We start from the raw sequence: 21,103 nt of genomic DNA on the forward strand, positions 1-21,103 counted from the left end.
CACCACTACAGTGCGCGCTGTAGCGCGGTAACACTCCCACCTTTTCAAAAACGACCTTTATCAACGTGATTACGCTGTAAATTTATATTTATGCGACATTCATGTTCGCCGTTTCACATTTTTTTAACCTTGGCACCCTTTGGCATTGCAATCGGTATGGGCCCTGCATAAGTATCGGCAGGGAGGCCCAAAAGGCCACCCTCTTTCGAAAAAAAGACAACAATGAGGCCACCATGCTCAAACACGCAGTCATTCCGTTCCTGGTTAGCGCAGGCTTGCTCGCTGTCACTCCGCTGAGCCAAGCCGCGTCGAACCTGGTGTTTTGTTCGGAAGGGAGCCCGGCTGGCTTCGACCCGGGCCAGTACACTACCGGTACGGATTTCGACGCCTCTGCTGAAACCGTGTTCAACCGGTTGGTACAGTTTCAGCGCGGCGGCACCCAGGTAGAACCTGGCTTGGCCACCAGCTGGGACATTGCTGACGACCACCTGACCTACACCTTCCACCTGCGCCCTGGCGTGAAGTTCCATACCACCGAGTACTTCAAGCCAACCCGTGACTTCAATGCGGATGACGTGCTGTTTACCTTCAACCGCATGATCGATAAAGACATGCCGTTCCGTAAGGCCTACCCCACCGAATTCCCATACTTCACCGACATGGGCATGAACGAGAACATCACCAAGCTCGAAAAGCTCGATGACACCACCGTACGCTTCACCCTCAAGACCGTAGACGCCGCCTTCATCCAGAACCTGGCCATGAGCTTTGCGTCGATCCAGTCTGCTGAGTACGCCGATAAGCTGCTCAAGGAAGGCAAGCCGCAGAACATCAACCAACAACCAATCGGCACTGGCCCCTTCGTGTTCAGCCGCTACCAGAAAGACGCCCAGATTCGCTTCAAAGGCAACAAGGACTACTGGAAGCCTGAGGACGTACGCGTAGACAACCTGATCTTCGCCATTACCACCGACGCCTCGGTGCGTATGCAGAAGCTCAAGAAGAACGAGTGCCAGGTCACGGCCTACCCGCGCCCGGCCGACCTCAAGTCGCTGGAAGCCGATAAAAACCTGCAGATGCCTCACCAGGCCGGTTTCAACCTGGGCTACATCTCGTACAACGTCACCAAGCCTTGGCTGAAGGACCTCAAGGTTCGCCAAGCGTTGGACATGGCGGTGAACAAACCGGAAATCCTCAAGGCCGTTTACCAGGGTGCGGGGCAGTTGGCCGTGAACGCCATGCCGCCGACGCAATGGTCCTATGACACCAGCATCAAGGATGCTCCGTACGACCCGAAGAAAGCTAAGGAATTGCTCAAAGAAGCGGGCGTACCTGAAGGCACCGAGATTGAGCTGTGGGCCATGCCCGTACAGCGCCCTTACAACCCCAACGCCAAGCAAATGGCTGAGATGCTCCAGAACGATTGGGCTCAGGTGGGTATCAAGGCCAAGATCATCAGCTACGAATGGGGCGAGTACATCAAGCGTGCCAAGAATGGCGAAACGGGTGCCATGCTGATTGGCTGGAGCGGCGACAACGGTGACCCGGACAACTGGCTGGGCACGCTGTTCAGCTGCGCCGCGTTCAACGGCAACAACTTCGGTAAGTTCTGCAACCAGGACTACGAAAAGCTGATCCAGGACGCCAAGGCGATCCCGGACCAGGAAAAACGCACCGTGCTGTACAAGCAGGCTCAGCAACTGCTGAAACAACAAGTGGCGATGACCCCTATCGCACACTCCACGGTGTACCAACCGATGCGTGCCAGCGTGCAGGATTTCCGGATCAGCCCGTTCGGCCTCAACTCCTTCTACGGAGTAGGCATCAAGGACTGATAGCTAAGCGGGTTGCACCTTGCCGGGGCTTACTAGGGCCTGGCGAGGTGAGCCCGCAAGCGTGTCAGGCGCAGTAACAGATTTTTCCTACAACACTTACAGAAATCGCGGGTTAACCCTGCTGGTCGATCGCCTTAAAGTCGGCCGCGTGTCCGCCTGTTCCCTCAAGGCAGTCGGGTAACCCTTTTCGTTGTAACCAAGCGAAAGCTGATCGGTGCCCAAAGGCATCGGCAAAAAAAAGAAGTCAGGAGCTATCTCATGAGAAACACCCAACGCACCTTGCTGGCCATTGCCATCGGCAGCGTCAGTTCACTTGCCATGGCCGAGCCGGTCAGCCAAGACTTCGTACCCATTACCGTGAAAAGCACCAGCGCCCAAGCCGAGTCCAAAGGGTTCGTAGAAGGCCAGTCGTTGTCGGGGACCACACGTAACTTCTTCGCGGAGGAGAAGTTCAAGAACACCAATGGGGGCCGATTTACCGTTCCTAAAACCAATGGCGTAGTTGAGAAAAAGAACAACCGCACCACCTGGACCCAAGGCACCATCCTCAACTACACCTCGGGCTTCACTCAGGGCACTGTAGGCTTTGCGGTCGAAGGCGCGCTGTATAACGAAATAGCGCTGGAACGGGGTAATAGCCGTATTGTGGGCGGCAGCAACCGTACCCTGGCCGACAGCGACGGGGACGCCGTGGACCAGTGGAGCAAGCTGGGCCTGGGTAACCTCAAAATGCGTTACTCCAACACCGTGCTGACCGCAGGCCGCCAAACTTTGAACACCCCCATGGTCGCCAGCATCGGCAACCGTGCATTGCCTTCAAGCTTTGAAGGGGTGGCGTTGAACAGCAGCGAGTTCGACAACCTGACCTTCGACATCGGTACCTTCGACCGCGTTTCGCCACGGACCGAGCAAAGCCTTACTCGCTTCACGAGTGAATACACCAGTAATGGCGCGACCACCGATCACGTGCACACCGCAGGCGCCGTGTACAAGCCATTCAAGAGCCTGGAAACCAGCTTCTACGCCACTCAGGCTGAAGACTTCTGGAACCAGTACTACTTCGGCCTGACCCACGAGTTGGGTGACGCGGACGTGTTCGCGCTGACCTCGTCCTTGAACTACTACAAGACCAAGGATGAAGGCAGCAAAAAGCTGGGTAACATCGACAACAATACCTACAGCTTCAGCCTCACCGGTACCCACGGCGCTCACAGCCTGACCCTGGCCTGGCAGCAAGTAGACGGCGACGAATACTTCGACTACCTGCATGAAACCAACGGTATCTTCCTGGCCAACTCCCTGCTCTCGGACTTCAACGCCCCTAACGAGAAGTCGTTCCAGGTAGCCTACGGCCTGGACATGACCACCTTCGGCGTGCCTGGCCTGAAATTCAATATCTACACCGCACGTGGTTGGGACATCGACGGTACCAAGTACAAGGGTGAAGCCTACGACGTAAAAACCATGGACGGCGAACACCACGTGGAATACGGCGTAGGTACTTCCTACAAAGTGCAGAATGGCCCGCTTAAAGCCACGACCATCCGCGCTACCTATACGGCCCACCGTGGCAGCCAGGACAAGGACAGCAGTGGCACCGTTCATGCTCAGCCAGACGGCCGCGAAAATGAACTGCGCATAGTCACCACGGTCCCGTTCAACATCCTGTAAGCATGCCAGCCGTGGCACAGGGCCCTCCCCTGCGCCACGGCCAGCTGGCAACGATAGCGAGAGATCCTCCATGACTAGCCCTTCCCTGCGCGTCGCCCTGGGCGCCGCACTGTTTAGCCTCAGCGCTTTGGCCGCTGCCAAGCCATTAGTCGTGTGCACCGAGGCCAGCCCCGAAGGCTTCGACGTGGTGCAATACACGGCAGGAACGACCTTCGATGCCTCCTCCATCCCCATTTTCAACCGCTTGGTAGACTTCAAACCCGGCACAACTGATATCGAGCCGAGCCTGGCCGACCGCTGGGACGTTTCCGAAGACGGCAAGACCTACACCTTTCACCTACGCAAAGGGGTGAAGTTCCAGACTACGGATTACTTCAAGCCAAGCCGTGAGCTGACCGCCGACGATGTGATATGGAGCTTCCAGCGCCAGCTGGACCCCAAGCACCCCTGGCATAGCAAGGCATCCATGGGTTTTGGTTACTTTGAGGCCATGGGCTTCAAGGACCTGCTCAAAAGCGTGGGCAAGACCGACGACTACACCGTCGTCTTCGAGCTCAATCGCCCAGAGGCACCCTTCCTGCGGGACATGGCCATGGGCTTTGCGTCAATCTACTCCGCCGAGTATGGCGATCAGTTACTCAAAGCCGATAAGACCAATGAGCTGAACACCAAGCCTGTTGGCACCGGACCGTTCATCCTGACCCGCTACAACAAAGACGCGCAAATCCGGTATAAGGCCAATCCCGAGTACTTCAAAGGTAAGCCGCCAGCGGACCCGCTGATCTTCGCGATCACCGTGGACAACAACGTACGTCTGCAGAAGCTACGCGCCAATGAGTGCCAGGTGGCGCTCTACCCTAAGCCTGATGATATTAAAGCGTTGAAGGCGGACGGGGCGCTGAAGGTAGAGGAGATCGAAGCACTGGTCGTCAGCTATGTGGCTATGAACACGTCGCATAAATACCTGAACGATGTGCGTGTACGCCAGGCTATCGCCATGGCACTGGACAAGAAAAACCTGGTCACTACCCTGTTCGGCGCTGGCAATGCGACCTTAGGTACCGGCCCTTACCCATCGACGATGCTGGGTTTCGACCCTACACTGGCCGACCTCCCGCATGACCCGGAAAAGGCCAAGGCGTTGCTCAAGGAAGCCGGTGTTCCCGAGGGGCAAAGCTTTACGGTGTTTACCCGCAACGGTGGTGGCGTGACCAACCCCAACCCACCCTTGTCTGCCCAGTTGCTTCAGGCGGATCTGGCCAATGTGGGCTTGAAGGCGGATATCCGCATCATGGAATGGGGCGAAATGGTCAAGCGCGCCAAAATGGGTGAGCACGACCTGGTGTTCTATGGCTGGGCCGGCGACAACGGCGACCCGGATAACTTCGTAACCCCTAACTTGAGCTGCGACGCAGCCAAGAGCGGGGAAAACGCCGCACGCTGGTGCAATGCGGCTTACGATGGCGTGATTTCACAAGCACGGGCCGAAACGGACACGGCCAAGCGGGCGCAGCTGTATAAGCAAGCCCAAGCGATTTTCCAAAAGGAGCAACCCTGGATCAGCCTGGCTTACCCCAAGCTGTTCGTCGCAATGCGTAAAAACGTCGAAGGCTTCTATATAAGCCCAATGACCTATAACAACTTCGCCACCACCCAGGCGAAGTAATAACTGACCTGCCGCGGCCCTATCCAGGCCAGCGGCGGGCTCCGAGGCAGGGCATGGTCGTTATCCATGCCCTGCCTCGGCCGTACTGGCCGATGAGGTATGACCTTAAAATGCTTAGCTTTATTGCCCGCCGAGTGGGGCTGCTGATCCCCACTTTCTTCGGCATCACCCTGCTGACGTTCGCGTTGATACGCCTCATCCCCGGTGACCCGGTGGAGGTGATGATGGGAGAACGACGGGTTGACCCCCAAATGCACGCCGAGGCCATGGAGCGCCTGGGCTTGAACAAGCCGCTGTATGTGCAGTACGGAAACTATGTCGCGCAACTGGCCCACGGTGACCTGGGGCAATCCCTGCGAACACGGGAGAGTGTCTGGAAAGAGTTCACGTCGTTGTTCCCCGCAACCCTGGAGTTGTCCATTGCCGCGCTGATCTTCGCAGGCATACTCGGGCTGCTGGCGGGGGTAATCGCCGCCTTGCGACGAGGCTCATTGTTTGACCACGGGGTGATGGGCATTTCCCTGGCGGGCTATTCGATGCCTATTTTCTGGTGGGGCCTGATCCTCATCATGTTCTTCTCGGTTACCTTGGGCTGGACGCCAGTGTCCGGGCGCATCGACCTGCTGTATGACATTCCGCCCAAGACCGGCTTCATGCTGATCGATACGCTGTTCACCGACGACGAAGGCGCGTGGGTGGATGCCCTTCGGCATTTGATCCTGCCTGCTATTGTGCTGGGCACGATCCCCTTGGCGGTGATCGCCCGCATGACCCGCTCGTCGATGCTCGAAGTGCTGCGCGAGGACTACATCCGTACCGCCCGGGCCAAGGGCCTGTCGCCCAATCGAGTGGTGTTCGTGCACGGCTTGCGCAACGCGTTGATCCCCGTGCTGACGGTATTCGGGCTGCAGGTGGGCACGCTTCTGGCGGGCGCCGTGCTGACTGAGACCATCTTCTCGTGGCCGGGCGTCGGCAAGTGGCTCATCGAAGCCATTGGCGCCCGTGACTACCCCGTGGTGCAGAACGGCATCCTGTTGATTGCCTGCCTGATCATCCTGGTCAACTTCGTGGTGGATATCCTCTACGGCCTGGCCAACCCACGTATTCGTCACCAGCGCTGAGATCTCGCCATGACTACCCAAGCTCAACCCTCGGCAGCCGATCAAAGCCTGCTGTACCCCTCGCCCTATAAGGAATTCTGGATCGCCTTCGCCCGTAACAAAGGCGCCGTGGCCGGCCTGATGTTCATGATCCTGGTGGTGTTCTGCGTACTGTTCGCACCCTGGGTCGCCCCGTTCGACCCTAGCGAACAGTTCCGCGACGCGCTGCTGACCCCGCCCTCATGGGCCGAAGGCGGCCAGTTGCAGTACCTGCTGGGCACCGACGAACTCGGCCGCGACCTGCTCTCGCGCCTGATCCACGGCGCACGCCTGTCGCTGCTGATCGGTTTGTCGTCCGTGGTGATGTCGCTGATTCCAGGCATCCTCATGGGCCTGCTTGCCGGGTTCTTCCCGCGCATCCTCGGGCCGTCGATCATGCGCCTGATGGACATCATGCTGGCGTTGCCGTCGCTGCTGCTGGCAGTCGCCATCGTGGCGATCCTCGGTGCAGGCCTGATCAACACCGTGATCGCCATCGCCGTAGTTTCGCTACCGTCCTATGTGCGCCTGACCCGCGCCGCAGTTATGGGCGAGCTTAACCGGGACTACGTGACCGCCGCCAAACTGGCCGGCGCCACCCTGCCCCGCCTCATGTTCGTCACTGTGCTGCCTAACTGCCTGGCACCCTTGATCGTGCAGGCGACCTTGAGCTTTTCCTCAGCCATCCTCGATGCCGCCGCCCTGGGCTTCCTGGGCCTGGGCGTGCAGCCGCCAACCCCTGAGTGGGGCACCATGCTGGCGTCCGCCCGCGACTACATCGAGCGCGCCTGGTGGGTGGTGAGCCTGCCCGGCTTGACCATTTTGCTCAGTGTGCTGGCGATCAACCTGATGGGCGACGGCCTGCGCGATGCGCTGGACCCGAAACTCAAGAATGCGATCTGAGGAGGCCTCCCATGTCATTGCTCGAAATCAAAAACCTGAGCGTACGTTTTGGCGACGCCAAGGCGGTGCCTGTGGTAGACGGTCTGGACCTCACCGTGGACCGTGGCCAGGTACTGGCTATCGTCGGTGAATCCGGCTCGGGTAAATCCGTGACCATGATGGCCCTGATGGGCCTGGTTGAAGCCCCTGGGATCGTCACGGCCGACGCCTTGCGCTTCGACGGCCACGACATGCTGGCGCTCAACAAGCGCGAGCGCCGTAAAGTGGTCGGCAAAGACCTGGCGATGATTTTCCAGGACCCGATGACCGCCCTGAACCCCAGCTACACCGTAGGCTTCCAGATCGAAGAAGTGCTGCGTGCGCACCTTGGCCTCTCAGGCCGAGCGGCCCGCGCCCGCGCCCTGGAGCTGCTGCAGAAGGTTGAAATCCCCGCCGCGGCGAGCCGCCTGGATGCCTACCCGCATCAATTGTCGGGTGGCATGAGCCAACGGGTGGCGATCGCCATGGCCATCGCGGCCGAACCCAAGCTGTTGATCGCGGACGAACCCACTACCGCGCTGGACGTGACCATCCAGGCGCAGATCATGGAGCTGCTGCTGGCGTTGCAAAAAGACCAGGACATGGGCCTGATCCTGATTACCCACGACCTGGCGGTGGTGGCTGAGACGGCGCAACGGGTATGCGTGATGTACGCAGGTCAGGCCGTAGAAGTCGGTCATGTGCCGCAACTGTTCGACGCACCGGCGCACCCTTACAGCGAAGCCCTGCTGGCAGCAATCCCTGAGCACAGCGAAGGCGCCGAGCGGCTGTCGACGCTTCCCGGCATCGTGCCAGGCCGCTACGACCGCCCACAAGGGTGCCTGCTGTCGCCACGCTGCCCGTATGTTCAAGAAAACTGCCGGCAGCAACGCCCGGCCCTGGACCCTAAAACCCAGAGCCTGGCCCGTTGCTTCTACCCGCGTAACCAGGAGGTGGCGTGATGAGCGTCGTTCTTACCGCTCGCGAGCTGACTCGCCATTACGAAGTCTCCCAAGGCGTGTTCAAGCCTAACGCAAAAGTGCAGGCACTCAACGGGGTTTCGTTCGAGCTGGAGGCCGGTAAAACCTTGGCCGTGGTGGGTGAATCCGGCTGCGGCAAGTCCACCCTGGCACGCCAGCTGACCCTGATCGAAGAGCCTAGCTCTGGCTCACTGAAAATCGCTGGCCAGGAAGTGGCTGGCGCCAATAAGGAGCAGCGCAAGCAGTTGCGCCGTGATGTGCAGATGGTTTTCCAGAGCCCCTATGCCTCGCTTAACCCCCGGCAGAAGATTGGTGACCAGCTGGGCGAGCCGCTGCTGATCAATACCAACCTGTCCAAGGCAGAGCGCCGGGAAAAAGTGCAAGCGATGATGCAACAGGTGGGCCTGCGCCCCGAGCATTATCAGCGCTACCCGCACATGTTTTCGGGCGGCCAGCGGCAGCGTATTGCGCTGGCGCGGGCCATGATGCTGCAGCCCAAGGTGTTGGTGGCGGATGAGCCCACCTCGGCTTTGGACGTATCGATCCAGGCGCAGGTGCTTAACCTGTTCATGGACTTGCAGCAGCAGTACCAGACCGCCTACGTGTTCATCTCCCACAACCTGGCCGTGGTTCGCCACGTGGCGGACGACGTGCTGGTGATGTACCTTGGCCGGCCTGCGGAAATGGGGCCAAAAGAGGACCTGTACCGTAACCCGCTGCACCCCTACACCCAGGCCCTGCTGTCAGCGACCCCTACGATCAAGCCTAATCCGGACAAGCCCCGGATCAAGATCGCGGGCGAACTGCCCAACCCACTCAACCCGCCCTCGGGGTGCCCGTTCCATAAACGCTGCCCGTACGCGACCGAAAAGTGCGTGACCGATGTGCCTGCCTTCCGCCCAGTGGATACCCGCCTGGTGGCCTGCCATTACGCAGAGCAGTTCTTGTAAGTCTCAACAGGTGTAACGCAAGCGCTGGCACACGGGCTAAACGTCAGGTGCCAGTGCCTCCCGCTCCACTGATCGCGCTAAAGGATCACCTCGCAATGCTCAGGGGTCGACGCTGTATAGCCATCAGTGGAAACCCTTATGCGCGTCCATCATTTGAATTGCGGCTGCATGTGCCCGCTTGGCGGGGCCCTGTTCGACGGTCATAGCCGAGGCCTCACGGCCCATCTGGTATGCCACTGTCTGCTGATCGAAACCGCAACACATGGCCTGGTACTGGTAGATACCGGCTTTGGGTCTGCGGACGTCCTTCACCCCCGGCAGCGCCTTAGCCAATTCTTCCGTTACTTCAATAATATCCAGCTCGAACCGCGCTATACCGCGTTGGAACAAGTCCGCCAGTTGGGCTTTACGCCCTCGGATGTGCGCCACATCGTGCTGACTCACCTGGATTTCGACCACGCGGGCGGCCTGGAAGATTTTCCCAACGCCACCGTTCATGTGTTGCAGAGGGAAATGGACGCGGCCAGCCAGGCGGCAGGCTGGCGAGATACCCGACGCTTCCGGGCTCAACAATGGAATGGCGTGAAAGATTGGGCGTTCTATGAACCCGAAGGCGAGCGCTGGAATGACTTTGAGGCAGTGAGGGCCTTGCTGGGTGATGCCAACGAAGAGATCTTGCTTATCCCTCTGGCCGGGCATACACCGGGGCATGCGGGGGTGGCGTTGCGTACAGCTGAGGGTTGGCTGCTGCATGCCGGTGATGCGTACTTCTACCGAGGCGAGGTGGGCAGCCCTGAGCGCCATTGCACGCCGGGTTTAAGGTTCTACCAGCGCATGATGGATTACGACCACCAGCAGCGGGTTGCTAACCAGCAGCGTCTACGGGCGTTGTCTCTGGCGACGGACCGTTCTGTAAGGATGTTCTGCAGCCACGATGCGATAGAGCTGGATCACTGGGTGTCCAAACAAGAACGCCGCGATCAGTGACCGCGGCGTTTTTGTTCAGCAGCTGCTTAGTGCATAAACAGTGCGATCAGGATGATGATCGGGATTGGGATACCCAGGAACCAAAGCAGTAAGGAACGCATAATGTTTCTCCTTGTTCAATCGTAGGCGTAGACGGTATTAACGAACCGGTACGGTAGTGGTGTGGGTAGCCTGACGGTCAGTGTCCAACAAGCGAGCGTTGTCACGCTGACGGCCACCGGCCAATGCAGCAAAGCTGGCAGCGAAGGCGCCACACAACAGTGCGATGAAGGTCCACAGGGAAGCCCAGGCAGCGGCTTTGGCGGCGGCGTCAGCAGCTTGCTTAGCAGCTACTTTGGCATCTTCAGCGGTTTTAACCGCCTGTGCGTACACTTGGTCTACACGGGCTTCAGCTTCGGCCTGAGTCATACGGGTACGCTGGGCAATCAATTGCGCCAAGTAGGTACGGTCGTCGGCGTTCAACTTGCCATCACCGGCCATGGCCTTGGTGAAGATACGGCTAGCAACACCATTCACGGCATCATCGCTGACCGAAGCGGGGCCTTCGCTACGGAACAGGCTGTCGACGAAGTAACCCATTGGGTCACCCCCTTTGCCGCTGTTGGCTGCAGCACTGCCAGCGGCGCTACCGGCCACTTGAGCAGCACCCGATACAACGCTTGCACCTGCTTGAGCGCCTGCGCTAGCGACATTACCGGCAGTGCCGACAATCAGCGCGGTGGTCACCAGGGTAGCAACGGCCCAAGACAGGAAACCATGAGCGGTGTCGCGGAAATACACTTCATCGCCATGCAGGTTGGCCCAACGAGCACGCAGGCGGCCTGCAATGTAACCACCCAGCCCCGAGGCCAGAATTGCAGTTACCAACAAATAGATGATGCTGGAGATACCAATCGCTTTCGCGCTGGCGCCTTCATTGGCCCAAGGCGACGAGGCAGCAAACCCAAGGCCTGCGCCCAGCACCACCAGTATCAACGTCAACGCGGCAGCGGCAGCGGCACCTGCGAAGATGGCTGCCCAGGACACACCTGAGCGGTTAGGGCTGTCCGCAGCGGCGGAGGAGTAATCGGCAGTAGTGATCATTTAGCGAGGCCTTTATTAGTTAGCAATTAGTCCATCGCCCTAAGCATTGCAGCGCCCGTGCCAGGTAAGCCCTAAAGCGTTACGCTTTAGAAACAATGAGTTACAAAGGAATGTTAGAATTGCCATCATGCAGAATGCGCGATTGGGCACTGCGCGGCATGGTTTTATGCAATCTGCTGGCTGCCTAGGCAGCCATCTTCCCGCCGCCTGTCGTACCTGATAAACCCTGGAAACAACTCCCTCGCGCCGCTTGGGTCAGGTGTTTAAGCCCACCTGAAAAGTGAGACCTCTATGCGCGCGTGGCCCTTATTGCTGGCTGTACCGGCGGCTTATCTACTGTTGAACCGTCGCAAGAGCGGCTCACTGGCCCCCGTGGACACAAGCCGGCTAGCCGGAAGCACTGTGGTGCTCACTGGCGCCTCCAGCGGAGTCGGCCGAGGTATTGCCGTGGCCTTGGGCCGCTGCGGCGCCAACGTGGTGATTGCCGCACGCCGCACCGATGCGTTGACGCAGTTGGCTAGCGAAATCGACGCCCTTGGCGGCAAGGCCCTTGTGGTCACCACCGATGTAAGCGATGTGGCACAGATGCAAGCCCTGGCAGAGCAAGCCATTGCACGATTTGGCGCTATTGATGGCTGGATCAACGACGCAGGCGTTGCTGTCATCGGCCGTTTCGAAGACATACCTCTTGAAGACCACTTGCGCCTCATAGACGTAAACCTTAAAGGCACGGTAACCGGTAGCTACCTCGCCCTGAAGCAGTTCCGAGCCCAGGGTTATGGCACCTTGGTAAATGTGGGCTCCATGGACAGTGAAATCCCTCATGCCTATCAAGCAAGCTACTCGGCCTCCAAGGCAGGGGCACTAATGCTCGGCCGCGTGCTAAATGAGGAACTACGGCTTAACCGCGAGCGCTATGTCCACGTCACCACCGTGTTGCCATGGGCGCTCGACACGCCATTGTGGGATCACGTGGGTAATTACACCGGGCATGAGACTCGCATGCCTACCATGGATAGCCCAGACAAAGTGGTAGATGCCATCCTGCGCGCCTTGGTGAACCCGACCGAGGAAATTGCCGTAGGTTATAAGGCCAAGTTGGCTTACCTCAGCCATCGGCTCACGCCTAAGCTCAATCGGCATTTGTTAGGGATGGCCATTGAAAAAGCCGAAATCGAGATGCATCCGGCAGCGCCCTCGACGTCTGGCATCTTGCATACCCCTCTTACAGCGGGCCAGACAGTCAAGGGCGGCTTTTAACGCCAAGCGCCAGGGCTAAGCACCCAGGCGCCCAGCATGTGGGCTCAGTTCACGCGGTCTTCTGCCAGCACCCTGCTGATCTGCTGGATGGGGCTAACCCTTATCCTGAATAAGGGCCCAGCTTAGGCCAATCACAGCGCTCAGGGGAATGCACCGGGCTGGCCCCGTTCTGCTATTTGTAGGAGTGAACGCAGCCAACGGCGGAGTTCGCGAACCAGGGCATAGCGCGATAACACGGCCGGCCCCCGTTCGGCAACTGGCGTTGCCTCCTACAGTTGCCTCCTTACCGTTACCGCCTGCGTGCATTAATGGTGCTCGCGAGTGGCGTGGAATTTCACGTCGGGCCAACGCTCTTCCATCACCGCAAGGTTAACCCGCGTAGGCGCCAGGTAGGTGAGGTGCCCGCCGCCGTCAATGGCCAGGTTTTCCACGGCCTTGGCTTCGAATTCCTCGAGTTTTTTCTTGTCACTGCAGGCAATCCAGCGCGCAGACCACACCGTGATGGGCTCGTAGGCGCATTCCACCTTGTATTCTTCCTTCAGGCGGCTGGCGACCACATCGAACTGCAGCACACCCACCGCGCCGAGGATGATGTCGTTGCTGCGCTGCGGGAAGAACACCTGAGTAGCGCCCTCCTCCGCCAACTGCTGCAACCCCTGGCGCAACTGCTTGGACTTGAGCGGGTCTTTCAGGCGCACCCGGCGGAACAACTCCGGAGCGAAGTGCGGGATACCTGTGAAGCCCAGGCTTTCGCCTTCGCTGAAGGTGTCGCCGATCTGGATGGTGCCATGGTTGTGCAAGCCAATGATGTCACCGGCAAAGGCTTCGACCAGTTGCTCACGTTCGGACGAGAAGAACGTCAGCGCGTCGCCGATGCGTAGGTCTTTGCCCGTGCGCACATGGCGCATTTTCATGCCTTGGTCGTACTTGCCCGAACAGATGCGCATGAACGCAATACGGTCGCGGTGCTTTGGGTCCATGTTTGCCTGGATCTTGAACACGAAGCCGGTGAACTTCTCCTCGGTGGGTGCCACGGTGCGCTCGTTGGCCACGCGCGGCAGCGGCAGCGGCGCCCAGTTCACCACGGCGTCGAGCACATGATCCACGCCAAAGTTGCCCAGGGCCGTACCGAAGAACACCGGCGTGAGTTGGCCGCTCATGAAGGCCTCACGGTCGAACGGGTGGCACGCGCCTTGCACCAGCTCCAACTGCTCGGTAAAGCGGTCGTACTCGTCGCCCAAGTGCGCGCGTGCCTCATCGGAGTCCAGCTTTTCGATGATCTTGACCTCGGTGCGCTCGTGACCATGCCCTGGGGTGTAGACGATGATGTAGTCCCCCTCCAGGTGATACACGCCCTTGAAGTCCCGGTAGCAGCCAATGGGCCAGGTGATGGGCGCGGCCTTGATCTTGAGCACGGCCTCGATTTCGTCCAGCAGCTCGATGGGGTCGCGGATGTCCCGGTCCAGCTTGTTGATGAAACTGACGATGGGCGTATCGCGCAGCCGACACACGTCCATCAGGGCGATGGTGCGTGGCTCTACGCCCTTACCGCCGTCCAGCACCATCAGCGCCGAGTCTACGGCGGTGAGGGTACGGTAGGTGTCTTCGGAAAAGTCTTCGTGGCCGGGGGTATCCAGCAGGTTGATCATGTGGTCGCGGTAAGGGAACTGCATCACCGACGTGGTAATGGAAATACCCCGCTGCTTTTCCATTTCCATCCAGTCACTGGTGGCGTGACGGTCGGATTTACGCGATTTGACCGTGCCGGCCACCGCGATCGCCTTGCCCATCAGCAGCAGCTTTTCGGTGATGGTGGTTTTACCGGCATCGGGGTGGGAAATGATTGCGAAGGTACGGCGCTTCGCGACTTCGGCGGCCTGCTGGGTCATGAAAGAATCGCCCGGGGAGCTAATCAAAAGAGGGCGCGGATTATAGCTCAAGTGGGGCGCTACACTGAACCGCTGAGCGGCTTAAGGGTGGTCAAGCCCCCCTGGCTGTGGGAACCTTTAAAACAGTGGAGTCGTCCATAACCCCGTAGTCGCTTCGTTACGGTGGCTGAAACAACCGGCAATTTCGGCCTGACGGGGCCGTGCTCAGGGTTCGTAGAGCGCCTTAAAGGCCGCTTCGCATGAACCACTTTTCGCGCTTTCGCACACAGCGGGCTCACGTGCCCGCCTGATGGGCCGCGACCGCGCAGACTTGATAAAGAAAGGAGACGTCTATGGCCACACGCTATAGAACGGGCCTGATAGCGAGCGCAGTAGCGCTTGTCATCCTGGGCCTGCTAATCCAGTGGATCGGTATGGACGCGATACGGCAATACCAAGATGACATCTGGTTCTACCTGCAGGCACACCTGGAGTTGGTGCTGGTGTCGATGTTGGCGGCGGTGGTTGTGGGGATCCCGGCGGGTATCTGGCTCAGCCGCCCGGCGCGGGCCAACACTGCCGAGCGCTTCATGCAGGTGTTCAACATTGGCAATACCATCCCTCCTCTGGCGGTGCTGGCCATTGCGTTGAGTATCTTGGGCATCGGGTCGGGGCCTGCGATCTTTGCCTTGTTCCTGGCGTCGCTCTTGCCCATCGTGCGAAACACCTACGAGGGCCTTAAAAATGTCCAAGGTTCGATCAAGGAAGCCGCCGTTGGTATCGGCATGACCCCTCGCCAAGTGCTGTGGCAGGTAGAGCTACCCAATGCGGTACCGATCATCGTCGGCGGCGTTCGCGTGGCCCTGGCCATTAACGTAGGCACGGCGCCCCTGTCGTTCCTGATCGGTGCCAACAGCCTCGGCAGCCTGATCTTCCCAGGCATTGCCTTGAACAATCAGCCGCAACTGGTACTGGGCGCCGTATGTACCGCGCTGCTGGCACTGCTGCTGGACGGTATCGTTACATTCGCTAGCCGCACCTGGCTTGAACGCGGGCTGGCACCGGCTCGTTGAGCCTGCCGACAAGGACCTCTCATGAAAAAACTGATGATGCTGGGCCTGGCCCTGCTGTGCGCGGGCCAGGCCCACGCGCAAAACGCGGTATTGCGGGTGGGCGCACGGGTGTTCACCGAACAGACCGTGCTGGCCACCCTCACCGCCGAGTACCTCAAGACTAAAGGCTACGACGTGCAGATCACCTCGGGGCTGGGTAGCAACATTGCCCGCAGCGCCCAGGAAACCGGCCAGCTGGATTTGCTTTGGGAATACACGGGCGTGTCGTTGGTGTCGTACAACCACGTAAACGAGAAGCTCGACAGCGATGCCACCTACGAGCGGGTAAAAATGCTGGATGCGAAAAAAGGCCTGGTGTGGCTGGCCCCGTCCAAGTTCAACAACACCTATGCCCTGGCGTTCCCGGACGACATCGCCAAGCAGTACCCGTCGGTCAACACCATCAGTCAATTGAATCAGGTGGTGAAAGACGAGCCGAAAAAAGATCATGTGCTGGCGCTGGATACCGAATTCGCCAACCGCCCTGATGGTTTGGTGGGCCTGACCGAAACCTACGACCTGGCGTTCACCCGCCGCGACATCCGCCAAATGGATGCAGGGCTGGTGTACACGGCACTGAAGAACGGCCAGGTGTTCGCCGGGCTGGTCTACACCACGGATGGGCGTCTTGATTCGTTCCACCTCAAGGTATTGGAAGACGACCTGCATTACTTCCCCGACTACACCGCCGCGCCAGTGATTCGTAAGGATTATCTCGACGCCCACCCCAACCTTGCAGGCTTGCTCAAGCCGCTGGCGGACCTGCTGGACAACACCACCATGCGCCAACTCAATGCCGAAGTGGATGTAGAGCACCGCAACCCCACCGACGTGGCACGCGCGTTCCTGGCCGAACACCCTGAATTGAAACAGGAGGCGAAATGAGCATCTTCGACACCTTCGCCCACATTGATTGGAACCAGGTGCTGCACCTGACCGGGCAGCACGTGATGCTGGTGAGTATCGCGGTCACGCTGGCAATCATCGTGGGCGTGCCCCTGGGCGTGCTGATGACCCGCTTCCCTGCCCTGGCTGGGCCCTTGCAGGCCAGCGCAACCGTGCTGCTGACCATACCGTCCATTGCGCTGTTCGGGCTGCTGCTGCCGTTCTACTCCAAGTTCGGCCAGGGCCTGGGGCCCTTGCCGGCCATCACGGCGGTGTTCCTGTATTCGCTGCTACCCATCTTGCGTAACACCTACCTGGCCTTGACCAGCGTCGAACCCGGTATCCGGGAAGCCGCTAAGGGCATTGGTATGACCTTCGGTCAGCGCTTGCGCATGGTCGAGCTACCCATCGCGGTACCCGTCATTCTCGCGGGCGTGCGCACCGCCGTAGTGATGAACATTGGTGTGATGACCATCGCCGCTACCATTGGTGCCGGTGGCCTGGGCGTGCTCATCCTGACCTCTATTAGCCGCAGCGACATGTCCATGCTGGTCGTGGGCGCCGTGCTGGTGAGTGTGCTCGCCATCATCGCTGACCTGCTCTTGCAATGGCTGCAACGCTCGCTGACCCCGAAAGGACTGCTCAAATGATCGAACTCCAGAACCTGACCAAGACCTTCAACGCCAACGGCAAGGACGTGCGTGCCGTGGACGCCGTGAACCTGACCGTCAACGAGGGCGAGATTTGCGTGTTCCTGGGCCCTTCGGGCTGCGGCAAGAGCACCACCTTGAAGATGATCAACCGCTTGATCGAGCCCACCTCCGGCAAAGTATTGATCAACAACGAAGACACCAGCGCGCTGGATGAAGTGACCCTGCGCCGCAAGATCGGCTATGTGATTCAGCAGATCGGCTTGTTCCCCAACATGACCATCGAAGAAAACATCACCGTGGTGCCGCGCCTGTTGGGCTGGGACAAAAACCGGTGCCGCGAGCGCGCGCGCGAGCTGATGGGCATGATCAAGCTGGAGCCCAAGCAATACCTCAACCGCTACCCCCGGGAATTGTCCGGGGGCCAGCAACAGCGTATCGGGGTAATTCGCGCGCTCGCGGCAGACGCCCCCTTGCTGTTGATGGACGAGCCCTTTGGCGCAGTCGACCCGATCAACCGGGAGATGATCCAGAATGAGTTCTTCGAGATGCAGCGCGCCTTGAACAAGACCGTGATCATGGTTAGCCATGACATCGACGAAGCCCTGAAGCTGGGCGACAAGATTGCGATTTTCCGGGCGGGGAAACTGCTGCAACTGGACCACCCCGACACGCTGCTGGCGCACCCGGTAGACGATTTCGTGAGCAACTTCGTAGGCCAGGACAGCACGCTCAAGCGCTTGCTGCTGGTGAAGGCTGAAGATGCCGCGGACAATGCCCCATCGGTGAGCCCGGAAACGCCGGTGAGCGATGCACTGGAGCTGATGGACGAGCATGACCGCCGTTACGTGGTAGTCACCGATGCGGCCAACAAAGCCTTGGGCTACGTACGCCGCCGCGACCTGCACCGTCAACAAGGTGCCTGCACCGCCTTCCTGCGGCCCTTCAACGGCACAGCGGCCTATGACGAGAACCTGCGCATCCTGCTGTCGCGCATGTATGAATTCAACCGCTCGTGGCTGCCGGTACTCGACGCCGAAAACGTGTTCCTGGGCGAAGTCACCCAGGAATCCATTGCAGCGTACCTCAGCTCCGGCCGCTCGCGGGGCATGAAGACCAGCATCGTATCGCCCGCCGAGCAGATAGCGAGCTAACCCCAACCCGTAGCAGCGTGGCTTGCCAGCGACCGGCCGTGACACCGTAGTGATGCCGGTCGCCAGCAAGCTGTGCTGCTACGGGAAAATACAAACCAATTTGCCTGGCTGTTTAACTTATTTAAACGCGACAGTTTTTATTGATCTCCAAGGCGTCACGCCCTACAGTGCGCGGCGACTTCATTCACGCCTGCCTGAGGATTTCTTGTATGTCGATCAAGGTCGAGGATTACTACCCGCGCGAAACCTTCCAGAAGATGAAAGCGTTTGCCGACACCCAAGAAACCCCTTTCGTGGTGATCGATACCCAGATCATCAGCAAGGCGTACGACGACCTGCGGGCAGGTTTTGAGTTCGCCAAGGTGTACTACGCCGTTAAGGCCAACCCTGCCGTTGAAATCATCGAGCTGTTGCGCGACAAAGGCTCAAGCTTCGATATCGCCTCTATCTATGAGCTGGACAAGGTCATGGGCTGTGGTGTGGGGCCAGAGCGCATCAGTTATGGCAACACCATCAAGAAGTCCAAGGACATCCGCTACTTCTACGACAAAGGCGTGCGGCTGTTTGCCACCGACTCGGAAGCCGACCTGCGCAACATTGCCAAGGCCGCGCCGGGTGCCAAGGTGTATGTGCGCATCCTGACCGAAGGCTCCACCACCGCCGACTGGCCGCTGTCGCGCAAGTTCGGCTGCCAGACCGACATGGCCATGGATCTGCTGATCCTCGCACGGGATCTGGGCCTGGTGCCCTACGGTATTTCATTCCACGTGGGCTCCCAGCAACGCGACATCAGCGTGTGGGACGCAGCCATTGCCAAGGTCAAAGTGATCTTCGAGCGCCTCAAGGAAGAAGACGGCATCGTGCTAAAGCTGATCAACATGGGCGGTGGCTTCCCGGCCAACTACATCACCCGCACCAACAGCCTGGAAACCTACGCCGAGGAGATCATTCGCTTCCTTAAAGAAGACTTTGGCGATGAGCTGCCAGAGATCATCCTGGAGCCAGGCCGCTCGTTGATTGCCAACGCCGGAATTCTGGTAAGTGAAGTGGTATTGGTGGCGCGCAAGTCGCGTACCGCTGTGGAGCGCTGGGTCTACGCCGATGTGGGCAAGTTCAGCGGCCTGATCGAAACCATGGACGAGTCCATCAAGTTCCCGATCTGGACCGAGAAAAAAGGCGAAATGGAAGAAGTGGTGATCGCAGGCCCTACCTGCGACAGCGCGGACATCATGTACGAGCACTACAAGTACGGCCTGCCGCTGAATCTGGCCATCGGTGACCGCTTGTACTGGCTGTCCACCGGGGCGTACACCACCAGCTACAGCGCTGTCGAATTTAATGGCTTCCCGCCGCTGAAGTCGTACTACCTGTAAGCGTCGTCTGCCAAGCCGCCGCCAAAGCTCGCACTTCAGGCTGGCTCGCCTGCGCTAACGCGCGGGCTGCCACGGCGCGAAAAGCGGCGTGGCCACCTTTGCGTGCTTTTTCCAACCACACCACCGCCTCGTGAAGCTTGCCAGCGCCGATCAGCACGCCGGCGTGGCTGAACTGGCCGCGAAAATCCCCCGCTTCGGCAGAGCGCTGATACCACGCGCGCGCGGCGGCCTGGTCTTGCACCACGCCGCGCCCCTCCTCCAGGTACCGGCCATACAGATTCATGGCCTTGGCGTGCCCTTGTTCGGCGGCGCGGCGGTAGCAGGCCGCGGCGGCGACGTCATCTTGAGGCACGCCCCGGCCCGTCGCGAGCAAATTACCCAGGTTGTATAGCCCCCAATCCAGGCCCTTGTCCGCGCAGGCGCGGTAATACCGGGCTGCCTGCGCAGCGTTGGGCTCGCAGCCCCAACCGAGTTCGTGGCAACGGCCCAGCATATTGGTGGCCATCACATGCCCGGCCTGCGCGGCGATGGCAAACCAGCGCAGGGCCAAACCGGGGTCGCGCTCGATGCCGTGGCCATCGAGCAGAATCTGCCCAAGTAACGCCTGGGCCTCTACCGCGCCGGCGCCAGCAGCGGCCAGTAATGCCCGGGCAGCGTGGGCGGGGCTACTGGCCAGCTGTTGGCGCAAGGTCGCGTCGTCCAGGACCTCCTCTCGACGCAGTGCCCAGCCACTCATACGTCTACCCAGCGGCGTAACAGGTTGTGGTAGGTGCCCGTCAAGCGCAGCAGCGCCGGGTGGTCGGGCACCTCTGCGGTAAGGGCCTGGATCGCACCGTCCATTTCAAACAGCAACGCCCGCTGGGCGTCTTCGCGCACCAGGCTTTGCGTCCAGAAAAATGCCGCATAGCGCGCCCCCCGCGTGACCGGCCTTACTTTGTGCAGGCTGGTGCCGGGGTACAGCAGTAGGTCGCCAGCCGCCAGCTTGATTGCCTGGGTGCCAAAGGTGTCCTGGATTTCCAGCTCGCCGCCGTCGTAGTCCGCCGGGTCGCTCAGGAACAATGTGGACGACAGGTCCGTTCTCAGCCGCTCGCCCCCGCCTCGGGGCTGGCGCACGGCGTTATCGATATGAAAGTCGAAGCTGCCGCCCTCTTGGTAGCAGTTGATCAAGGGTGGAAACACCTTGTGTGGCAACGCTGCCGAGAGGAACAACGGGCTGGCCCATAAGCGCTCCAGCAACGCGCTACCAATTTCTCGCGCTAACGGGTGCTCTTCAGGTAATTGCAGGTTGTGTTTGGCTTTGGCTGATTGATAGCCCGCGGTGAGTTTGCCGTCTGCCCATTGGCTGGCCGCCAGCGCGTCACGGATACGACGTACCTCAGCAGGGGTAAAGAGCGCAGGAATTTGAATGAGCATGAACGCGCCTCGATCAAGGGGGCGCAATGATAATTATTACCCGTTGTGACAATCAAGCGCCGCGTCCCAAGGGATTGCGGCAGGTCAATCCCATGACGAACAATATTGTTTCTCAATTGATATAAATACGCATTTAGCTTATTCTGCCGCGCCTCA

18 protein-coding genes are annotated in these 21,103 nt (G+C 59.7%); 14 read left to right on the forward strand and 4 right to left on the reverse strand.

Going from position 1 to position 21,103, the window contains the following annotated elements; genetic code table 11:
* Positions 1–233: 233 nt before the first annotated feature.
* The 8 genes from AC4LE2_RS16945 (at position 234) to AC4LE2_RS16980 (ending at position 10,149) form a co-directional block, all read left to right on the forward strand.
* Positions 234–1,835, forward strand: coding sequence for an ABC transporter substrate-binding protein (locus AC4LE2_RS16945; RefSeq protein WP_491826856.1), 1,602 nt, complete (start codon positions 234–236; stop codon positions 1,833–1,835).
* Between the two features lie 258 nt (positions 1,836–2,093).
* On the forward strand, positions 2,094–3,506 hold the full coding sequence (locus tag AC4LE2_RS16950; RefSeq protein WP_491826857.1) for an OprD family porin: 1,413 nt from the start codon (positions 2,094–2,096) through the stop codon (positions 3,504–3,506).
* Positions 3,507–3,576: 70 nt separating this feature from the next.
* A complete protein-coding gene (locus tag AC4LE2_RS16955; protein WP_491826858.1) occupies positions 3,577–5,172 on the forward strand; it encodes an ABC transporter substrate-binding protein in 1,596 nt (531 codons plus the stop codon).
* 110 nt (positions 5,173–5,282) lie between these two features.
* Positions 5,283–6,293 (forward strand): ABC transporter permease subunit, encoded by a 1,011-nt coding sequence (locus AC4LE2_RS16960; protein ID WP_491826859.1) that lies wholly within the window; start codon positions 5,283–5,285, stop codon positions 6,291–6,293.
* Between the two features lie 9 nt (positions 6,294–6,302).
* Entirely contained in the window at positions 6,303–7,214 is a 912-nt protein-coding gene (locus AC4LE2_RS16965; RefSeq protein ID WP_491826860.1) for an ABC transporter permease subunit, read from the forward strand.
* A gap of 11 nt (positions 7,215–7,225) precedes the next feature.
* On the forward strand, positions 7,226–8,194 hold the full coding sequence (locus tag AC4LE2_RS16970) for an ABC transporter ATP-binding protein (RefSeq protein ID WP_491826861.1): 969 nt from the start codon (positions 7,226–7,228) through the stop codon (positions 8,192–8,194).
* Positions 8,194–9,162, forward strand: a complete 969-nt coding sequence (locus tag AC4LE2_RS16975) for a peptide ABC transporter ATP-binding protein (protein ID WP_491826862.1) — start codon at positions 8,194–8,196, stop codon at positions 9,160–9,162. Before AC4LE2_RS16970 ends, AC4LE2_RS16975 begins: the two co-directional genes overlap by 1 nt.
* Positions 9,163–9,300: 138 nt before the next feature.
* Positions 9,301–10,149: an MBL fold metallo-hydrolase gene (locus AC4LE2_RS16980; RefSeq protein ID WP_491826863.1), complete on the forward strand. Its 849-nt coding sequence runs from the start codon at positions 9,301–9,303 to the stop codon at positions 10,147–10,149.
* 138 nt (positions 10,150–10,287) lie between these two features.
* Here AC4LE2_RS16980 and AC4LE2_RS16985 read toward each other — a convergent pair whose 3' ends face one another.
* Positions 10,288–11,232 (reverse strand): hypothetical protein, encoded by a 945-nt coding sequence (locus tag AC4LE2_RS16985; RefSeq protein WP_491826864.1) that lies wholly within the window; start codon positions 11,230–11,232, stop codon positions 10,288–10,290.
* A 291-nt stretch (positions 11,233–11,523) separates the two neighbouring features.
* Here AC4LE2_RS16985 and AC4LE2_RS16990 point away from each other — a divergent pair, with 291 nt between their 5' ends.
* Positions 11,524–12,492 carry an SDR family NAD(P)-dependent oxidoreductase gene (locus tag AC4LE2_RS16990; protein ID WP_491826865.1) on the forward strand — a complete coding sequence of 323 codons (969 nt, stop codon included), beginning with the start codon at positions 11,524–11,526 and terminating at the stop codon, positions 12,490–12,492.
* A 305-nt stretch (positions 12,493–12,797) separates the two neighbouring features.
* Here the strand turns inward: AC4LE2_RS16990 and AC4LE2_RS16995 are convergent, their stop codons facing one another.
* Positions 12,798–14,381: a peptide chain release factor 3 gene (locus AC4LE2_RS16995; protein WP_491826866.1), complete on the reverse strand. Its 1,584-nt coding sequence runs from the start codon at positions 14,379–14,381 to the stop codon at positions 12,798–12,800.
* Positions 14,382–14,713: 332 nt separating this feature from the next.
* On the opposite strand from AC4LE2_RS16995, the gene AC4LE2_RS17000 reads away from it, so the two are divergent.
* The 5 genes from AC4LE2_RS17000 to AC4LE2_RS17020 all read left to right on the forward strand — a co-directional run bounded on the left by AC4LE2_RS17000 (position 14,714) and on the right by AC4LE2_RS17020 (position 19,534).
* Positions 14,714–15,433, forward strand: a complete 720-nt coding sequence (locus AC4LE2_RS17000) for an ABC transporter permease (protein ID WP_491826867.1) — start codon at positions 14,714–14,716, stop codon at positions 15,431–15,433.
* Between the two features lie 21 nt (positions 15,434–15,454).
* On the forward strand, positions 15,455–16,357 hold the full coding sequence (locus tag AC4LE2_RS17005) for a glycine betaine ABC transporter substrate-binding protein (protein WP_491826868.1): 903 nt from the start codon (positions 15,455–15,457) through the stop codon (positions 16,355–16,357).
* Complete coding sequence (locus AC4LE2_RS17010) at positions 16,354–17,007, forward strand: ABC transporter permease (RefSeq protein WP_491826869.1); 654 nt, start codon at positions 16,354–16,356, stop codon at positions 17,005–17,007. The genes AC4LE2_RS17005 and AC4LE2_RS17010 overlap by 4 nt, the downstream gene beginning before the upstream one ends.
* Positions 17,004–18,161, forward strand: a complete 1,158-nt coding sequence (locus AC4LE2_RS17015; RefSeq protein ID WP_491826870.1) for an osmoprotectant ABC transporter ATP-binding protein OsmV — start codon at positions 17,004–17,006, stop codon at positions 18,159–18,161. Before AC4LE2_RS17010 ends, AC4LE2_RS17015 begins: the two co-directional genes overlap by 4 nt.
* A gap of 209 nt (positions 18,162–18,370) precedes the next feature.
* Positions 18,371–19,534 carry a type III PLP-dependent enzyme gene (locus tag AC4LE2_RS17020; protein ID WP_491826871.1) on the forward strand — a complete coding sequence of 388 codons (1,164 nt, stop codon included), beginning with the start codon at positions 18,371–18,373 and terminating at the stop codon, positions 19,532–19,534.
* On the opposite strand, the gene AC4LE2_RS17025 is transcribed toward AC4LE2_RS17020, so the two are convergent.
* Both AC4LE2_RS17025 and AC4LE2_RS17030 read right to left on the reverse strand, forming a co-directional pair.
* Entirely contained in the window at positions 19,497–20,270 is a 774-nt protein-coding gene (locus tag AC4LE2_RS17025; RefSeq protein ID WP_491826872.1) for a tetratricopeptide repeat protein, read from the reverse strand. The genes AC4LE2_RS17020 and AC4LE2_RS17025 overlap by 38 nt on opposite strands.
* Positions 20,267–20,947 carry a Fe2+-dependent dioxygenase gene (locus AC4LE2_RS17030; protein WP_491826873.1) on the reverse strand — a complete coding sequence of 227 codons (681 nt, stop codon included), beginning with the start codon at positions 20,945–20,947 and terminating at the stop codon, positions 20,267–20,269. The genes AC4LE2_RS17025 and AC4LE2_RS17030 overlap by 4 nt, the downstream gene beginning before the upstream one ends.
* Between the last annotated feature and the right edge of the window lie 156 nt (positions 20,948–21,103).

The sequence above is a fragment of the Pseudomonas sp. 9.3L genome (genome assembly GCF_058536285.1).

Excerpts from the sequence above, each read along its gene's own strand:
- AC4LE2_RS16945 (WP_491826856.1), top strand. The coding sequence starts at position 234 with ATGCTCAAACACGCAGTCATTCCGTTCCTGGTTAGCGCAGGCTTGCTC.
- AC4LE2_RS16950 (WP_491826857.1), top strand. The coding sequence starts at position 2,094 with ATGAGAAACACCCAACGCACCTTGCTGGCCATTGCCATCGGCAGCGTC.
- AC4LE2_RS16955 (WP_491826858.1), top strand. The coding sequence starts at position 3,577 with ATGACTAGCCCTTCCCTGCGCGTCGCCCTGGGCGCCGCACTGTTTAGC.
- AC4LE2_RS16960 (WP_491826859.1), top strand. The coding sequence starts at position 5,283 with ATGCTTAGCTTTATTGCCCGCCGAGTGGGGCTGCTGATCCCCACTTTC.
- AC4LE2_RS16965 (WP_491826860.1), top strand. The coding sequence starts at position 6,303 with ATGACTACCCAAGCTCAACCCTCGGCAGCCGATCAAAGCCTGCTGTAC.
- AC4LE2_RS16970 (WP_491826861.1), top strand. The coding sequence starts at position 7,226 with ATGTCATTGCTCGAAATCAAAAACCTGAGCGTACGTTTTGGCGACGCC.
- AC4LE2_RS16975 (WP_491826862.1), top strand. The coding sequence starts at position 8,194 with ATGAGCGTCGTTCTTACCGCTCGCGAGCTGACTCGCCATTACGAAGTC.
- AC4LE2_RS16980 (WP_491826863.1), top strand. The coding sequence starts at position 9,301 with ATGCGCGTCCATCATTTGAATTGCGGCTGCATGTGCCCGCTTGGCGGG.
- AC4LE2_RS16985 (WP_491826864.1), bottom strand. The coding sequence starts at position 11,232 with ATGATCACTACTGCCGATTACTCCTCCGCCGCTGCGGACAGCCCTAAC.
- AC4LE2_RS16990 (WP_491826865.1), top strand. The coding sequence starts at position 11,524 with ATGCGCGCGTGGCCCTTATTGCTGGCTGTACCGGCGGCTTATCTACTG.
- AC4LE2_RS16995 (WP_491826866.1), bottom strand. The coding sequence starts at position 14,381 with ATGACCCAGCAGGCCGCCGAAGTCGCGAAGCGCCGTACCTTCGCAATC.
- AC4LE2_RS17000 (WP_491826867.1), top strand. The coding sequence starts at position 14,714 with ATGGCCACACGCTATAGAACGGGCCTGATAGCGAGCGCAGTAGCGCTT.
- AC4LE2_RS17005 (WP_491826868.1), top strand. The coding sequence starts at position 15,455 with ATGAAAAAACTGATGATGCTGGGCCTGGCCCTGCTGTGCGCGGGCCAG.
- AC4LE2_RS17010 (WP_491826869.1), top strand. The coding sequence starts at position 16,354 with ATGAGCATCTTCGACACCTTCGCCCACATTGATTGGAACCAGGTGCTG.
- AC4LE2_RS17015 (WP_491826870.1), top strand. The coding sequence starts at position 17,004 with ATGATCGAACTCCAGAACCTGACCAAGACCTTCAACGCCAACGGCAAG.
- AC4LE2_RS17020 (WP_491826871.1), top strand. The coding sequence starts at position 18,371 with ATGTCGATCAAGGTCGAGGATTACTACCCGCGCGAAACCTTCCAGAAG.
- AC4LE2_RS17025 (WP_491826872.1), bottom strand. The coding sequence starts at position 20,270 with ATGAGTGGCTGGGCACTGCGTCGAGAGGAGGTCCTGGACGACGCGACC.
- AC4LE2_RS17030 (WP_491826873.1), bottom strand. The coding sequence starts at position 20,947 with ATGCTCATTCAAATTCCTGCGCTCTTTACCCCTGCTGAGGTACGTCGT.